Origin of the sequence: Streptomyces sp. WZ.A104 (assembly GCF_002382885.1) — a bacterium.
GTDB lineage: Bacteria > Actinomycetota > Actinomycetes > Streptomycetales > Streptomycetaceae > Streptomyces.
In genome coordinates this window covers 130,443-146,584 of sequence record NZ_NWVL01000007.1, presented here as the reverse complement: position 1 = coordinate 146,584, position 16,142 = coordinate 130,443, and the positions used below count along the sequence as shown (strand labels likewise).

14 protein-coding genes are annotated in these 16,142 nt (G+C 68.5%); 7 read left to right on the top strand and 7 right to left on the bottom strand.

Annotation, left to right across the window (positions count from 1 at the left end; genetic code table 11):
• Positions 1–9 precede the first annotated feature (9 nt).
• Positions 10–810, top strand: coding sequence for a thioesterase II family protein (locus CIB93_RS05980; RefSeq protein ID WP_179499990.1), 801 nt, complete (start codon positions 10–12; stop codon positions 808–810).
• Positions 811–2,028: 1,218 nt separating this feature from the next.
• Here CIB93_RS05980 and CIB93_RS05975 read toward each other — a convergent pair.
• Positions 2,029–2,937, bottom strand: a complete 909-nt coding sequence (locus tag CIB93_RS05975; protein ID WP_096624808.1) for a serine hydrolase — start codon at positions 2,935–2,937, stop codon at positions 2,029–2,031.
• Entirely contained in the window at positions 2,934–3,899 is a 966-nt protein-coding gene (locus CIB93_RS05970) for a LysR family transcriptional regulator (protein ID WP_096624806.1), read from the bottom strand. The genes CIB93_RS05975 and CIB93_RS05970 overlap by 4 nt, the downstream gene beginning before the upstream one ends.
• A 424-nt stretch (positions 3,900–4,323) precedes the next feature.
• On the opposite strand from CIB93_RS05970, the gene CIB93_RS05965 reads away from it, so the two are divergent.
• The 3 genes from CIB93_RS05965 (at position 4,324) to CIB93_RS05955 (ending at position 8,148) form a co-directional block, all read left to right on the top strand.
• Positions 4,324–5,955 (top strand): penicillin-binding transpeptidase domain-containing protein, encoded by a 1,632-nt coding sequence (locus tag CIB93_RS05965; RefSeq protein WP_096624804.1) that lies wholly within the window; start codon positions 4,324–4,326, stop codon positions 5,953–5,955.
• A gap of 58 nt (positions 5,956–6,013) precedes the next feature.
• Positions 6,014–7,495, top strand: coding sequence for a penicillin-binding protein 2 (locus CIB93_RS05960; protein WP_096624802.1), 1,482 nt, complete (start codon positions 6,014–6,016; stop codon positions 7,493–7,495).
• Positions 7,496–7,590: 95 nt separating this feature from the next.
• Positions 7,591–8,148, top strand: coding sequence for a VanZ family protein (locus tag CIB93_RS05955; protein WP_096624800.1), 558 nt, complete (start codon positions 7,591–7,593; stop codon positions 8,146–8,148).
• Here the strand turns inward: CIB93_RS05955 and CIB93_RS37115 are convergent.
• Positions 8,117–8,428, bottom strand: a complete 312-nt coding sequence (locus CIB93_RS37115) for a chaplin family protein (protein ID WP_107470943.1) — start codon at positions 8,426–8,428, stop codon at positions 8,117–8,119. The two genes, CIB93_RS05955 and CIB93_RS37115, sit on opposite strands and share 32 nt — an antisense overlap.
• Before the next feature lie 476 nt (positions 8,429–8,904).
• Between CIB93_RS37115 and CIB93_RS05950 the strand changes: the two genes are divergently transcribed.
• From CIB93_RS05950 to CIB93_RS05940, 3 genes are read left to right on the top strand one after another with little or no spacing between them, the layout of a single operon-like run.
• Complete coding sequence (locus CIB93_RS05950) at positions 8,905–9,582, top strand: response regulator transcription factor (RefSeq protein WP_096624798.1); 678 nt, start codon at positions 8,905–8,907, stop codon at positions 9,580–9,582.
• Positions 9,579–11,015, top strand: coding sequence for a HAMP domain-containing sensor histidine kinase (locus CIB93_RS05945; protein ID WP_096624796.1), 1,437 nt, complete (start codon positions 9,579–9,581; stop codon positions 11,013–11,015). The genes CIB93_RS05950 and CIB93_RS05945 overlap by 4 nt, the downstream gene beginning before the upstream one ends.
• Positions 11,012–11,533, top strand: a complete 522-nt coding sequence (locus CIB93_RS05940) for a hypothetical protein (protein WP_096624794.1) — start codon at positions 11,012–11,014, stop codon at positions 11,531–11,533. Before CIB93_RS05945 ends, CIB93_RS05940 begins: the two co-directional genes overlap by 4 nt.
• Here CIB93_RS05940 and CIB93_RS05935 read toward each other — a convergent pair.
• Genes CIB93_RS05935 through CIB93_RS05920 form a run of 4 tightly spaced genes read right to left on the bottom strand, consistent with a single transcriptional unit; the run spans position 11,525 to position 14,986 of the window.
• Positions 11,525–12,727: an ABC transporter permease gene (locus CIB93_RS05935; RefSeq protein WP_096624792.1), complete on the bottom strand. Its 1,203-nt coding sequence runs from the start codon at positions 12,725–12,727 to the stop codon at positions 11,525–11,527. The genes CIB93_RS05940 and CIB93_RS05935 overlap by 9 nt on opposite strands.
• Entirely contained in the window at positions 12,724–13,425 is a 702-nt protein-coding gene (locus CIB93_RS05930) for an ABC transporter ATP-binding protein (protein ID WP_257002046.1), read from the bottom strand. The genes CIB93_RS05935 and CIB93_RS05930 overlap by 4 nt, the downstream gene beginning before the upstream one ends.
• Positions 13,422–14,531, bottom strand: coding sequence for a peptidoglycan-binding protein (locus tag CIB93_RS05925; RefSeq protein ID WP_096624790.1), 1,110 nt, complete (start codon positions 14,529–14,531; stop codon positions 13,422–13,424). Before CIB93_RS05925 ends, CIB93_RS05930 begins: the two co-directional genes overlap by 4 nt.
• The gene (locus CIB93_RS05920; protein WP_096624788.1) at positions 14,528–14,986 is read right to left on the bottom strand and encodes a hypothetical protein; all 459 of its coding nucleotides are present in this window, start codon (positions 14,984–14,986) and stop codon (positions 14,528–14,530) included. Before CIB93_RS05920 ends, CIB93_RS05925 begins: the two co-directional genes overlap by 4 nt.
• Between the last annotated feature and the right edge of the window lie 1,156 nt (positions 14,987–16,142).

The window sequence follows — 16,142 nt, the reverse complement described above, 5'->3', positions numbered from 1 at the left end:
AAGCCGGCCTTGCACCCCCCGCACGGCGCTACCCGCTACGGGCAGCCCTCCCTCACCCCGCTGACCCACCGGCCGGACGCAACCATGCGCCTGTACTGCCTGCCGCCCGCAGGACTTGGCCCCAGCTTCTACGCCCGATGGGCAGCGCTCCTTCCCTCCACCGTGGAGCTGTACGCCATCCAGCTGCCCGGCCGGGAAGCCTTGAACGACCAGCCCTCCCTCACCGACCCGCGACAGCTCACCACCGCACTCGCCAACGAGATCGCCAACACCGACGACGATGGCCTCTTCGCCATCTTCGGTCACAGCCTCGGCAGCCTCCTCGCCTACGAGACCGCCCGGCGACTGGTCCGCACCCACCAACGTCGGCCCGCCCTGCTGGCCCTGTCGGCCATGCCCGCCCCGCACGCCAGATCCCTCTCCAGCGAACTGAGCCTGCACCTGTCCGGACAAAGATCCATGGATGATGCCATGAGCATGATCAGGCAGTTTCTGCCCGCCAGGGTGATACAAAACCCCACGGCGCTCACCCTCGCCTGCACTCCGCTCCTCGCCGACGTGGTGTTGGCGCTGCATCACGCCCACCAGGACGAGCCGCCCCTGGATATCCCCTTCGCCGTGTACGGAGGCGCAAGCGACCCCCTCGTCACTGCGGAAGACCTGCGAGCCTGGAGCGACCTCACCACCCTGCCCCTCACCCCACGCCTCTTCCCCGGCGGCCACATGTACACGACGGAACAGGCGCCCGCCCTGACCGACAGACTGCACAAGGACCTGCTCGCCGTCGCCCGCTACGCCACCGCCCCATGACACCCGCACAGGTCACGCACCGCTACGCGCTGCCGGTCGCCCGCGGCTCACCGGTGGGCGGCAACCGGCACCCTCGGCTTGGGCCTGTTCATCCTCGGCACAGAACTGACCATCTTCTTCGGCTCAGCGAACTCGCCGCCCACGTCATGCACGCAACATCGACAACAGGCTGACGCCACACGCTCCGTCAGTTTGTCGACGCCCCCGAACCTTGAGTGGTTCACCAAGCGCCGCCCTGGTGGGCGCGGAGTGAATGTCGAGATTCAGGTGGGCACTTGTCCCCGAAAGAACCCCTGATGAACGGAGAACGGTCACCTGATCGAGGACGCTGACGGCGTGTCGGTTGCGGTTCTGAACGATGGCGCTGGGTGCCGATGGGACATGAGGGGACCCGTGGCCTAAGGTCGCAGGGCGGCTGCCGTGACGCCGGTTTGCGTTGCGGCGTTCCCCACTCACCACAGGAGTAACAGCCAGCCACTGTTCCGGGAGCGGGCGAAACGGGAAACTGCGGTGGCGTCAGGATTCGCGAGGGATGCGAAGCATCACGGTGACCGTCTCGTGTACGAGCCGCTGAAGAGCAAGGTGGAGTGCCTACCACGCGAGACATTGGAGGGCAGGAGAGAACCGCGGTGCGCGTTATCCCGGCCGGGTTCACGGTCCCGTCCCGGGGGAAGACCGGCTAGTACGGCATGGTGGGGCCCGGCCTTCCGGAGGGCGCGGGGACTCCGTTCCCCTGGACCATCACGATCCAAGACCCCCCGGTGTCCCGAACCCGGGGTAGTGACTCGGTACCTTGTCGGCCGATTCCGCGCAAGTGGAGGCTTGATCAGTAGTTGCGGACGGCAGACAGGGCTGGGCTTCGGAGCGGCGGCACAAAGGCGCACAACTCGCCACGGCCGCAATCGGGTGACGGAGACAGAAGCAACCTTGGTGCGAGGTCTCGGAGGCTGCCGAGAGGCACGCAGAATCCGTCCGCTGTCGGCTGGCTGTTTGGAACGCAGGGGGCCAGGGGTGTAGCGGCTGCGGCCGTGATCAGGCCAGACAGGGCGACCAGAGTGCCGGTTGTGAGGATGGCTCCGCGGATGGTGTTGCGCATGGGTCCCTCCTAATCGCACCCCACCGGAGGAGGCGCTCAGCCAAGCAGAACCGATGCCAGACGTATGCGCATCTGGTCTGCGCCGGACGGCCTAACGGCTTGACCAGACCAACAAGAAGCCTCTACGGCAACCGAGTGGTGGACGCCGCTGTCGTGACACTCCCGGCGCGGAGGGCGTCGACGGCGAGGCGGGCGGTGGTTCCGATGACGGCGTCGACGGAGGGGAGGGTGGCTGCGGGGTTGACGGCGCGGGTGAAGACCGCGATGGCGTAGCGGCCGCCGTCGGGGTATTCGATGACGCCGACCTCGTTGCGCACGGTGGGCAGGCTTCCGGTCTTTCCCGCGACGTGCACGTCGTCGAAGGGGAACCCGGCGGCCATGCGGTGGGGCCAGACCTGGAGGCCGAGGAGGCGGCGGATCGCCGCGCAGCCTTCGGGGCTGCAGGCTTCGTCGCGCCAGAGGGCGCAGAGGAGGCGGGTCATGTCGCGGGGGGTGCTGCGGTTGGTGCGGGCGGGATCCAGCGCGCGGAGGCGGGCGATGACGCGAGGGTCGGCCAGGGCCGGCGCGCCGACCGGGCCGACGTCTTCACGGATGGTGGCGAGCGTATGGGCGAAGGTGTGGACGGCGCGGGTGTGAGTGAGGCCCAGGCGGGTGGTGGCGGCGTTGACGGCATCCAGGCCGACCCGTTCCAGGATCACTTCGGCAGCGGCGTTGTCGCTGACGGCCATCATGAGGTAGGCAGCGTCACGCAGGGAGATGCGGACAGGGTCGAGCATGACGGCCAGGCCCGTGGGGCCGGCGGCCCGGCCGTCGGTGGCGCATTCGACCTGCTCGGTCAGGTCCAGCAGCCCCTGTTCTGCTTGCTGGTGGAGGGCGAGGAGCAGGCAGAGCTTGTGAACGCTGGCGGTGACGACGGCACCGTCGGCGTTCGCGTTGACCTCTGCGCCGCTGTCGATGTCGACGGCGTGCAGCCAGCCGGTGGCGCAGGCTTCACTGAAAGCGCTATGGATCTGCTGGAGGGTGCGGTTCACAGCCAGTACTCCGATGCCGGGCGCAGATGAAGGGGGCGCGGGGGCGGATCGGTGGACACTGCGGCAGTGTTCCACAGCGCCCGGGGAACTGCGTCGGCGAAGGCGTGGATGGCGGTGTCCTTGCGGCCGTGGGGCCAGGCGACCGAGTAGCGCCAGGCGAGCGGGGCGCCCGCGAGAGGGCGCCAGACGACCTCGGAGCTGGGTGAGCCGGCAGCGGTACCGCGGTCCGGGGGGCTGAAGGCGACGGCGTTCACCGAGAGGATCAGCCCGTGGACGAAGCTGTCGCCCTGGCCGTGCCGGAGGCTGTCGGGAGTGTAGCCGTTGCGGGCACAGGTGGTGAGCAGGTCATCGTAGACGGCCGGTGCGTCGGCGCGAGGGAAGAGAACCAGGCCGAGTCCGGTGAGGGATGCGAGCGGGACCTCGTCGCGTGCGGCCAGCAACGAGGCGCGCGGCAGCAGCACCCCCAGCTCACAGCGCAGAACCGGGCCAAGCTCCAGTCCGGCCACGTCACAGGGGTGGTGGATCAGCCCCACTTCCAGGTCGTGCGAGGCGAGACGGGCGAGCTGATCGGTGGTGGACAGTTCCTCGAGCTCCAGCTCCACGCTGGGGTGGTGCTGGTGCAGGTCGGCCAGGATGGCGGCGACGGTCTCCCTGGCGAGCCCTGATGGCAGTGCGGCGCGCAGCAGCCCGCTCTGACCGTCCTTGATGCGGGTGGCGCAGGCCAGGAACTCTTCGGAACGGTCCAGTAGCGCTCTGGCCTCTTCGAGGAGCAGCGCGCCGCTTCGGGTGATGGTGACCTGGCGGCTGCTGCGGTCGAACAGACGGACTCCGAGTTCTCTCTCCAGGCGCTGCATGCGCTGTGACAGGGGTGGCTGAGCCATGCCCAGGCGCGCTGCCGCCCGACCGAAATGTCTTTCTTCTGCAACAGCGACAAAGCACCGCACATGCCCGATGAGGTCCACAAGCAGCAATAATATCAAAAGGTGATCGGTGGCTCATCAATATTGATATTGGACATGTGGGCCAGCCTAGTGCTCAGCTCAGGTCATGCCACCCCCGCTTCCCGCTTCAGCGCTCATCTTGGTGTTCGCGGTCGGTCTCCTCGCCTGCGCACTGGCGGCCGCACCCCGCCCCAGGCCCCGGCCGCCGCGGTGCCCGGCCGCCCATCGCGCGCCGATCACCCACACCCGCGCCCGCACCGCTGCACCGAAGCCCATGGCCGGGCACAGCACCGTGCCGGGACGTCTGGGCCTCGGCACCGGTCATGGCCTGAGAAACGGCCCGGCCGTTGCGAGCGCCGCGCTTCGTACGAGCAGCTGCTGTTCGACTCCCACGCCAACACCCTTCGCGAACCAGCACCGCTGGAACACGGACAAGGAACCCGAGATGCCCGAATCCGAACACGCCACCGCGAGCCGCGAGCGGCCCCGCTTCCTCCGGCCCGCCGTGGCAGCGGCCGTCGCCATCGTTTGCGCTGTGACCGCCGGCAGCGCGTACGCCACCCAGTGGGGGCCTTTCGCGCCCGAGATACCGGAGGTCGATCCGGCAGCCGTCGCCCAGGCCCGGGCCTTCCTGGCGGACTGGGCGGGGGGCCGCATGGAAAGCGCGGGCGCCCGCACCACCAGCCCCGACGAGGCGCAGAACGTCCTGCGTAACTTCACTACCGGGCTGGACATCAGCAGGCCGAAACTGGCTGCCGCCGCGGCGAGCGCGGCAACGGGCGGAGCCGTCACCGTCCCCTTCACCGCGAAGATGCCCGTCACCGACCTCGGCACCTGGTCCTACGACTCGGAAATCCCGGTGCGCCGCCAGGAGGACGGCTCATGGAAGATCGACTGGTCCCTGCCACTGGTCCATCCGAAGCTGAGCAGCACCGACAAGTTCCGCCTCACCCGCGAGGACACCGGCGCCCCCCAGGTCACCGACCGCACCGGCGCCCCCATGCCCCCGGAAACGAGCCCTTCGCTCAAGCCCGTGATCGACCAACTCGGCACAACCGCCGGAGCCGGACCACGCGGCTCGATCGAACGCGTCGACCGAACCACCGGTGAAGTCACCGCCACCGAAGCGAGGTTCGGCACAAAGACCGGCGCATCCGCCGACCGGTCCGTCCAGACCACTCTCGACCCGGCATGGCAGGTAGCCGCGGACCGTGCCCTGGCGGCCGAGGCCGACGGCAAGGACGCTGCGCTCGTCGCCCTGCGCATCGACAACGGTGAGATCGTCGCCGTTGCAAACTCCCCGGCCTCGGGCTTCAACCGGGCGCTCTCCGGCACCTACGCCCCCGGCTCCACGTGGAAGATCGTCACCACCGGCGCACTGCTGCTCAAGAACGCCGTGGCGCCAGGGGACATCGTCGACTGCCCCAAATACCTCACCGTCGGGAAGGAGTTCCACAACGTCGAGACCTCCGAGTTCCCGGGCGCCAGCTTCCGCAAGAACTTCACCGAATCCTGCAACACCGGGTTCATCAGCCTCCGCAACAAGATCGGTGACAGCGAACTCGGCAAAGTCGCCAAGAACTACTTCGGCGTCGGCCAGGAGTGGCACACGGGTATCCCGTCCTTCGACGGTTCCGTCCCGGTCCCCGGCGACCAGACGGAGAAGGCCGCCTCGATGATCGGACAGGGCAAGGTGCTCGGCAATCCGCTGACCATGGCATCCATAGCCGCGACCGCCGCCTCCGGGACCTTCCACCAGCCCACCATCACCGACGGCGCCAAGGACACGACCAAGACCACCGCCCTGCCCCGGGCGGTCGTCACCCAGCTGCGCTCACTGATGCGGGCCACAGTCACCGACGGCACCGCCCGGGGCTTGGCGGGCCTGCCCGGGGACATCGGCGCGAAGACCGGCACCGCCGAGGTCAGCGAGAGCGCCCCCAACAACGGATGGGTCGTCGCCACCCGCGGCAACGTCGCGATCGCCGTCGTCGTCGAAGGCGGCGTCACCGGCGGGGCGTCCGCAGTGCCCGTAGCCCGCCACCTGCTGGAAGCCGTGCCCCAGGACCCGTCCTGACCCGACCCGGCACCCTTCCCACCGTGGCGACCCTGCCTACGAAAGTTCCAAAGAGACCATGAACAACAAGACCCTGCGGCATGTGGCCGTCCTCTGCGGAGCACTGCTGTTCGCCGTGCTCGCCCGGGCGACCTGGATCCAGTTCGTCACCGCCAAAAGTCTGGACGAGCACCCGACCAACCGGCGCTCACTCATAACGGAGTTCAGCGAACCCCGCGGCGACATCATCGTCGGCGGACGGCCGATCACCGGCTCGACGAAGACACCGGGCTCCGACCTCCTCCACAAGCGCGTCTACACCGACGGGCCGATGTACGCGCCGGTCACCGGATACCTCTCCCAGGCTCAAGGCGCCACCCTCCTGGAAGGAGTCCACCGCGACATCCTCAACGGCAAGGACACCCGCCTGCGGACCAACTTCCTCGACACCCTGACAGGGAAGAGACCGGCGGGCGGCAACATCATCACCACCATCCACCCCGGAGCCCAGAAGGCCGCCTACCAAGGGCTGACCCGCCTGGGGGCCAAGGGTGCGGTCGTCGCGCTCGACCCCCGCGACGGCAAGATCCTCGCCATGGCGAGCACCCCGTCCTACGACCCCTCCGCCTTCGCCGGCGACTCACTCAAGGAGGGCGAGGAGTTCACGCGCCTCGATGAGGACAAGGACAAGCCGCTGAGCAACCGGGCGCTGCGCGAGGCCTACCCGCCCGGCTCCACCTTCAAGATCCTCACCGCGGCCGCCGCCCTCGAACACGGCACAATCACCGACACCGACGCTCCCTCCGGCATCCCCTCCCCCTATCAGCTGCCCGACAGCTCGAGGAAGATCGGCAATGTGGTGCCGGACGCCCAGTGCGACAAGGTTTCCATGAAGACGGCCCTGCAGTGGTCCTGCAACAACGTCTTCCTGGATGCGGCGCTGAAGACCGGCGGCGCCAAGATGCGCGAGACCGCCGAGAAGTTCGGCTTCAACCAGGAACACTTCCTGCCCGTCCGCGCCTCCGCCGCAACCTACCCCAACAAGCTCGACAAGCCCCAGACCGCACTCACCGGCATGGGCCAGGGAAGCCTGACCAGCACACCCCTGCAGATGGCCATGGTTGCAGCCGGCATCGCCAACAACGGCACCGTCATGAAGCCCTTTCTGGTCGAGCAGATCCAAGCCCCCGACCTGTCCGTCATCGACAAGACCACCCCCGAAGCCCACGGCCAGGCAGTCTCCGAACGCACCGCGCGAAAGGTGCAGGACATGATGGAGCACGCCGTCCGCGAGGGAACCGCCGAGGGAGCACACATCCCCGGAGTGACCGTCGGCGGGAAACCCGGCACAGCCGAACACGGCATCGACGTGGACGACGAACGCCCCTACGCCTGGTTCGTCTCCTACGCCAAACAGAAGGACGGAACCTCACCCGTCGCGGTAGCCGTGTTCATCGACCCCAAGGACATGAACATCGCCCCTTCCAGCATCGGAGGCGGCCGCCTCGGCGCACCCATCGCCAAAGCAGTCATGAACGCCGTACTGAAGTCAGCCTCATGAATCCGGCGGCGTGCGGGAGGCCCGCGTCAAGAGCGTGAGCCCTCCACGGACGTGCCGAGGCCTCATGGGCGAGGCCGAATACGAAGGAGTGAAGCGTGTCATTTGAGATAGCTCTGGTCGTGGGTGCCCTTGGCAGTCTGCTGATCGCCGTGATCACGTGGGCGCTCGGCCTCCCACGGCGCGCCTCCCAACGGCGCGTTGCCGCACTGGGCTGGCTGTGGGCAGCCGGCGTCGTGGGCCTGACGTTCGGTACCGGACCCGGTGGCGGGAAGGCCATCAATTTGGCACTGCTCGACCTGGGAAATTCGGCGGACAGGGTCGACTTTCTCCTCAATACGGTGATGTTTTTCCCCGGCGGGATTCTCCTTTCGATTTTGCGAGCAAGGCTCCGATCCGTCATTCTTTTCGGACTGCTTGCGTCGCTCGCGATCGAGACTGCCCAATACATGACTGGATCCGGGCGCACTGCAGATATCAACGATCTCTTGTCCAACACCATCGGATGCGCTTTCGGATATCTGTGCGCCAGGATGGTCGCCGAAACTGTGGCGCACCGCAGCCGGCGAACCGCTCTGGCCCGGTCGATCGGTACAGGACGGGCAACTGGCCGGGGCCGTCGGATCACGAGGGCAGGATTGTCACGTCCTGATTGACGAACTGGCCAAAGGCCATGGGCAGGTGGGTGTAGAAGTCCGCACCTCCGCAGCTCTGGTATGGGGCGTCGACAGGCAACTGAACTACGTTGGCGACGAACCCGGATCCCTGAGCGGTGCGCCCGGTCGCCTGTGTCAGGTCGCGCAAGGTGACGCAGGTGTTGTCGAACGCCGGAGAGCCGATGACACCGACTCCACCTGCAAAGGTAGGGGCAGAGGGGAGCAGAGTGGCGCAGAGCGCGGTCATACCGACTGTGGCGAGGCCTTTCACTGTCATCATGCCTGGTACACGAAGGAGACGGCAAAACGTTCGGCCCCGCTCGTCGATGGGGCACCCCCTAGCCGCCTTTGATCATGATCTTTCGATGCTTGTGCAACTCTTCCGCGGGGACAACGCCTTTCGGTCCGGCAGGGCTGCTCATCGAGCATTTCGCGGTGGTGTTGACCGTTCTTAGGCCTGATGGCCAGGCGGGCCCATCGCCCGTGAGGATAACCGTCGCTGCAAACTATCACCGCACCAGCGCACGCTGGGCGGCCTGCTGAATCTGCGCAAGCGCGACAACCTCGCCCAGACAGCCAACGGTTGCGGTGTCTCCGCCAGCATCGCCCGCGCCAACACCAGCCGCGTCACCGACATGCTCTCCGATCGGGCGCCAGGACCTGACAGCGGCCCGCACTCAAGGAGCTCAGTGAACAGCTACAACGCCCGAATGGTTACCGGCCGTGCCGACTGATTCTTTCTCCCGCAGTGTCCGTATGACTCACGTGCTGCTGATAGAGGACGACCCAGCGCTCAGCACTGGACTGGAGATGGCTCTGCGTCGGATGGGCCACGGGGTGGCCGTCTGCGCAACCGGAGAGGAAGGGCTGCGCCGGGTCGAGGCCGGCGGTATCGAGGCCGTGGTGCTCGACCTGATGCTGCCCGGGATGGATGGCTTTGAGGTGTGCCGCCGGCTCCGGGCCACCGGCCCCGTACCGCTCCTGATGCTCACCGCGCGCGGCGACGACATCGACGTGGTGGCCGGATTGGAGGCGGGCGCGGACGACTACGTCGTCAAGCCGGTGCAGCCACGCGTGCTGGCGGCACGCATCAGCGCAGTCCTGCGGCGCAGCGACCCGGTTTCCGGCAGGCAACGTGAGCAGCATGGCGACATGGTCATCGATCGTGCGTCGCTGACCGTCACCAGGGGCGGAGAAGAGGTCGCGCTGCCGCCGACCGAGTTGCGTCTGCTTCTGACGTTGAGTGCCGAGCCGGCGCGGGTCTTCAGCCGGGAGCAACTGCTGGAGGCGGTCTGGGAGTATGAGCGGGTCGCTGAGCCCCGGCTGGTCGACGCGGCGGTGCAACGCCTTCGGCTCAAGATCGAGGACGTGCCCGGTGACCCGCGCTATGTGCGGACTGTGCGTGGGTTCGGTTACCGTTTCGGTCCTCTGTGAGGGGCTTGCGTGGTCGTCTCCTGACGGCTTTCGTACTGCTGGCCGCGTTCAGCACGGTCGCGACGGCGGGCCTTACCTATCGGCAGGCGCGCGGTTCCATTCTGGACCGGTCGCAGTCGGCCCTCGTCACTGATTTCCGCGTACAGCTCGCCGCTCTCGCCCCCTCTTTGGCCTGGCCGGCCGACCAGGCCGTGCTGACCCGCTTCCTGGGCCGGCTCACCCCACGTACCCGGCAGGCGCACGTGCAGCTCGTGCAGGGCGCCGTGCGCGCGACCGGTAGCGCCGGCGTGTCTGCGGTGCCGGTTCCCGACGGGCTGCGCCAGAGGGTCCGCGACCAGCGGTCCCATGCCTCCCAGCGGGTGGTGAGGGACGGCGTCCCGTGGCTGGTCGTGGGCGCCCCGCTCACCGTGACACAGCCGGGCGAGACGGCGAGCGCCAGGCAGGCTGCCGTGCCCGTTGAGGTCTATCTGACAGCTTCGCTGCATGCGGAGCAGGCAGACACGGCGGCCGTCTTGGATGCGGCCCGCAACGGGGCGTTGCCAGTGGCACTGGCGGCGACGCTGCTCGCGTTGCTGTCGGCACGCCGGGTCCTGCTGCCGGTACGGGATCTGGGGCGGGCAGCCCACGAACTCGCCGATGGCAGGCTCGACACCGAGGTGAAAGTGGTGGGCAAGGACGAACTCGCCGATCTGGCCACGACCTTCAACCGATCGGCGCGCGTATTGGAGTCGACCGTCGAGGAGCTGCGCTCGATGGAAGCCAGGGCTCGGCGCTTCGCCGCCGACGTCTCGCACGAGCTGCGCACCCCGTTGTCGGTCATGACGGCGGTCACCGACGTCCTGGATGAGGAGGCCCGCTCGATGAGCGGGGACGCGGCGACAGCGGCCGCCTTGGTCGGTTCCGAGACGCGGCGACTGGTGCGACTAGTGGAGGATCTGCTGGAGATCTCCCGCTTCGACGCCGGTGCCGCGATGCTGCGGCGACAGGATGTGGTCGTCTCCCGCCGGCTCCAAGCCACGCTGCGCGCACGGGGCTGGCAGGACCGAGTGAGGACCGTGCTGCCGCAGCAGGACGTACGGGCCCAGCTCGACGCACGCCGCCTCGACGTGATCGTGGCCAACCTTGTCGGCAATGCGTTGCGGCACGGTGCCGATCCGGTGAGCGTGACCCTGGCCGCAGTTCCGCACGGCGGGCTGGTCGTGGAGGTCGCGGACAGCGGGCCCGGCGTCCCCCAGGAAGCACTGCCCCACCTCTTCGACCGCTTCTACAAGGCCGAGGCGTCCCGATCGCGGTCGGAGGGCAGCGGCCTTGGGCTGGCGATCGCCCAGGGAAACACCCGACTGCACGGCGGCACGCTGACCGCGGCCAACCGGCCGGAGGGCGGCGCAGTGTTCACCCTCTGCCTGCCCGGCGGCGAGAAGGTCGGGACATGAGGAAGCTCCGCGTACTGCTGCCGGTGGTGGGCGTGCTGGCCGGATGCGGTGTCGGCCCGGCCGGTCCTGACAGTCTTGCCGCGACCGCGCCGACCGTCACGGTGTCCCCACGCTTGTATTGGGTCACCGCCGACGGGAAGCTGCGCGGTGTAGCACCCATCGGAAAGGCACCGGCGACCACGACCACCGAGTACTTCGTCAGGCAGCTGCTGAGCGGCCCCAGCCAGGCACTCGTCCTGGAGGGCCTCTCCAGTGAGCTGCCGGAATTCCCGGAAGACGAGGACGTTCCCATCACGGTGACGGCTCCGGTCCAGGGTCCCGTCACCGTCATGCTGCCCCCCGGCCTCTCCCGGCTGGACAGGACAGCAGTCGGCCAGGTCACCTGCACCGTGTGGAGCGCGGAGGCTGCCCGGAGAGGAAGCCTCGCCCAGGTCGAGGTCGTCCTCAGTAGCGGCGGTCGGCGCAGCGGGCCGCACCGCTGCGCCGACTTCCCGACGGTCGCAGGGCCGTCAACCTGAGCCGAGCGCTTCAGTGGGGCAAAGTCGCGAGGCGCGGACCGCCGGGTAGAGGCCCGCGATCATGCCGATGACGACCGTCGAACCGAGTCCTCCTCCCACCGCCCAGGGCGGGACTACGACCTGCCAGCCCTTGGCAGTGGCGAAGCCGAACGTGCCAAGAGCCCCGAGCAGCGCGCCGATCACGCCGCCCAGGCCGGACAGCAACAGCGCCTCGGTCAGGAACTGGATGCGGATCTGTCCCCGGGTCGCACCGATGGAACGACGCAGTCCGATTTCCTGACGACGCTCCAACACTGAAATGATCATGGTGTTGGCAACCCCGACCCCGCCGACGAGCAGTGCCACCGCGCCCAGGCCCAGCATCAGGCTGGTCAGCGAACCGGACGCGGCGGCCTTCGCGGTGAGGGCGTCGGAGGGGCGGCTGACCTGGACGGTCTCCGGGGCCTGCGGATTGACCGTGCGGGAAAGGACCCCCCGGATCGAGGCGACGGCCGCGTCGCTTGAGCGTTCGTAGAGCCGAGTGGGATGCCCGTCGAAGCCCAGCCGCTTCTGTGCCGCCTGCCAGCCCACCAAGGCCGCTGTGTCGAGGTCCGCGGCGAGCTCGACGGGCTCCAGCACCCCGATGACCGTGAAGCGGTCCTCACCGATCCACACCAGCTCCCCGGGCTTCGCGGCCAAGCGCTCCGCGGCCAAGTGGCCCAGGACGACGGTGGGGTAGGCGAGGGTGGCGCGAGTGAACCAGCGGCCGTGGGCCATGCCTCCGCTTACCGCTCCCAGGAGCGCCGGGTCCGCCGCCATCACGTTGATCCCGCCATTGCGTTCGGCCGGGACGAGTTGAGTGCGGCGGACCGTGGCGTCCTTGAGCAGCGCGAGCGCGCTGACCTGGTGCACCGGACCGATCCGGGACACCATCGCCACCGCCCCCTTGGGCAGCTTGGGCGTCTCGTCCCCGCCGTCCAGCGCCGCGCCCGCCTCGACGGTGAGCATGTCGGTGCCGAGGTGGTCGAGTTTGACCATCAGGTCGGCCTTGCTGGAGTTGGAGATGCCGACCACGGCGACCATGGTGGCGATGCCGATCGCGATACCGAGCGCGGACAGGAAGACCCGCATCGGGCGGGTACTCAGTCCGACCGCTCCTACCCGCAGTACGTCAGCCGGGCTGAGCCGGGCGGGGCGCAGCGCAACGTCACTCATGCCGCGATCACCGGCCCCCGGTCGTCGATGACCTGGCCGTCGCGGACACGCACTTGGCGGGGCAGCGAAGCGGCGATCGCCTGGTCGTGCGTGATGATCACGATGGTGGCTCCGTCGGCATTCAGGTCCCGCAGGATGCCCATCACAGCCTCCCCGGACTTGGTGTCCAGCGCTCCGGTGGGCTCGTCGGCCAGGATCAGGTCGGGTTCGCCGACCACCGCTCTGGCCACCGCCACCCGCTGCTTCTCGCCGCCGGACAGTTCGCACGGCCGGTGGCCGGCCCGATGGCCGAGCCCGACGCGCTCCAGCGCGCTCGCGGCCCGCTTACGGCGCTCGCTCTGCGGCAGCCCGGCGTACAGCATGCCGTCGGCGACGTTGTCGAGTGCGCTGCGGCCCGGCGCGAGGTGGTACTGCTGGAAGATGAAACCCAGGTGCCGAGCGCGCAGCGCGGACAGCTGCTGGTCGTTGAGAGCCCCCACGTCCCGCCCAGCCACCCGAACCGTGCCGGACGTGGCACGGTCCAAGGTGCCGATCAAGTTGAGCAGCGTGGACTTGCCCGAGCCCGAGGGGCCGACGATGGCCGCCAGCTCACCGCGCTCCACATGGAGGTCCACGCCATGCAGGACGGTGAGGTCGCCGTAGGACTTCACCACGCCGGCCAGGCTGATGACCGGACTCATGACCGACTCGTTGGTCATGTCGAAGGCACCTCCACCACGGTGCCCTCCGGCAGCGCGGAACCGGTGAGCTCGACCTGGCCGTCGGCGTACGTCCCCGGCGTAACCTGAACCGTCTTCTTGACGGTGCCGGTGACGACCTGAACCCCGTAGCCGCCCTCACGCAACGCGACCAGCGCCTCGACCGGCACGGTAAGAGCATCCCTGGTCAGCTGGTCGGCATACGTGACCGTGACCGGCAGCCGGTCCTGCACCGACGCCTCGACCTCACCGTCCAGGGCGATCTCGACCGTGGCCTTCGGCTGCTCTGGGAGTGCCGCACCGGACGGGGCCTCGGCGCCGTCTTCGGGAACCGACAGCGTGATCTTGGTGATTCGGCCCGGCTTCTCCCCGGCGCCGGGGACGGCCACCTTGACCTCGGCACCCTGCTTCAGCTTGGCCCGCATCGCGTCCTCGACCTGCGCGGTGACGACGCGCTCGCCCGAACTCACAGTGAGCACAGGAGAGTTGACCTCGACCCCGTCACCGGCCTGCGCCTTGGCTGCGGCCACCCGCACCGAGCCGGGCAGGAAGACCAGCTGCTCCGGCTTGACCACCCCCGTCGGTGCGATGCCCAGGCGCTTCTGCCAGCGCTTGACGGCGGCCTCCGTCCCCGCGTCGAACTGCCCCGCCCGGGAAACGCCCACGTAGCCCAGTACCCGCAGGTTCTCGGTGAGCTGGACGACGTCAATACCGTCCACGCCCCTCTTCAGCTCGCGGTACATCGGCACCTCGCCGTAGAAGAGCACTACCGGCACCCGGTCCACCTCGTACAGCGGCTGATTGCGACGGATCGTGTCGCCGGCCCGCGGCGGCCGCGCGGTGACGGTGCCCGCACCACCGGCCTTGAGGTCGCGCTGCGCGGCGTAGGTAAGCGTGCCGGAGAACGACGTGGTGGTGACCAGGTCGGTCTTCGTCACCTTCGCGGTGGCCGCCGGGGCGCTGCTCGCGCCGAGCTTCGCATCGCCGCCGGTGCCGAAGGCGGCGTATGTGCCGCCTCCGGCTGCCACCGTCAGCGCCACCGCCGCCGCGCCCAGTACCAGCTTGCGTGAGGGCTTGAGTGAAGGCGGGTGCGGAGGCTTGGTCATCCCTGGGCTCCGTCATTGCCGAAGGCCTGCTGGCGGCAGGCCGGGTCGGCGGCCTTGAACTTGGAGTCCTCCATCGCCTTGCCCGCATCATCGAAGAGCGAGCCGCCGTCTTTGGGGTCGTTGACCTTGACGCCCTTGTCGCGGAGGCAGTTGGCGTATTCCTGGAATTTCCGCTTGTTCTCGGCTTCCAGCTTCGGGTCCTTGGACTCCTTGTCCATCGCCTCGCCCACCTTGGCCATCTGCGGCTTGCACGTTTCGTTCGCCTTGCGGCCCAGCTCGGAGATGCCGTCATGGCTGTTGGCGTCGTAGTACCCGGAGTCCGCCTCCGCCTGGGGAGGGCCCTCTCCGGGCTTGAAATCAGGGAACTTGAGCCCTGTCTTGCGCATACAGGCCACATAAGCGTCCTGGGCCTTCTTGAGCGTGTCCGGGGAACCGGCGGCGTCGGGCTTGTCCATATCCCTGCCCCCACCCCCCGTGGGGGCGGTCTCGGCGGTAGCCACTCCGTCGTCGGAGGAGGTGCCATTGCCGCAGGCGGCAACGGTGAGGATCAAAGGGAGTACGGCGAGCGCCGCAAGGCGGAGCGACCTGGAGCGGGGAAATGTGTTCATGCCCGCAGCCTTGCCAGCACAGATCATGACGGCCTCATGGCAACATCATCGACCTGTAACAGACGGTTTTCACCCACGTCCGGAAGCGTTCGGCGTCCCCGTCTCGGCGCTCGCGCCCGACGTCTCTGACCCTACGGTGATGAGCGGTGCGTTTCGCGGGAGCAGGGGAAGCTCTTTCGGCAGTTTCCGCCAGAGAGATTTGACGTGTGGTGATGGGGTTTCTTGCAAGCCCCAGCGGCCGCTGCTGTGGGGGCTGGCCGGTTCCATGCTGCTGAGCTTGGCCCTCCCCGTCGCCGGAATACGGCCTGCCTTGACCGACGAGTCCGTCCTGCCACCCCACGCCGAGGCACGGACCGCCGCCGCGGCCGTCCGCACAAACTTCCCCCACGCTCCCGACCGACAGCTCATCGTGGTTCTGCCGCAGACGAACGCGGTGTCCCAAGCGACAGCTCTCGACGCCTACGCCCGGAGACCGGCCGCGCCGCCCCGGCGCGGCCCGTGTGACCACGGCGGCCGGAGAATGCGCCGCCGGGCTTCTCGCCCAGCGGGGTCACCAGCACCGGAACCGTCTCCGGGGAAGGTGGAGACGACACAATCAACGTCTTCGGAGGGACGTTCTTGCAGGGGACCAACGAGCGGCCCACCTTGGGGGGCGCCCTCTCAGGGGGCACAATCCGGGGGGGGCGGCACGGCGCGGGGGCTGGCGCTGTCGGGGGAGGGGACCCCAGTCGATCACACGGAGCCGTGCGTTCACCAACTGGACTTCGTGGATCTCCAGTTTCTGTATCGGCGTGCGGCCGTGGCGTTCGAGCCAGCGCTGCCTGCGGTCGCGTTCGCGGGCGCTGAGAGTGTTCCCGTCGTCGTAATAGAGACCTGTGTCGCCGGTTGGACTGGTTTCGTGTGTGGCCTGCTGAACGAATGCGAACTCGTCCGGGCTGCGGGACAGAGTGATGAGAGCCCAGGCCGTGGCGTAGTCGAGGGACGGACCGTGCTGGCGTATGAG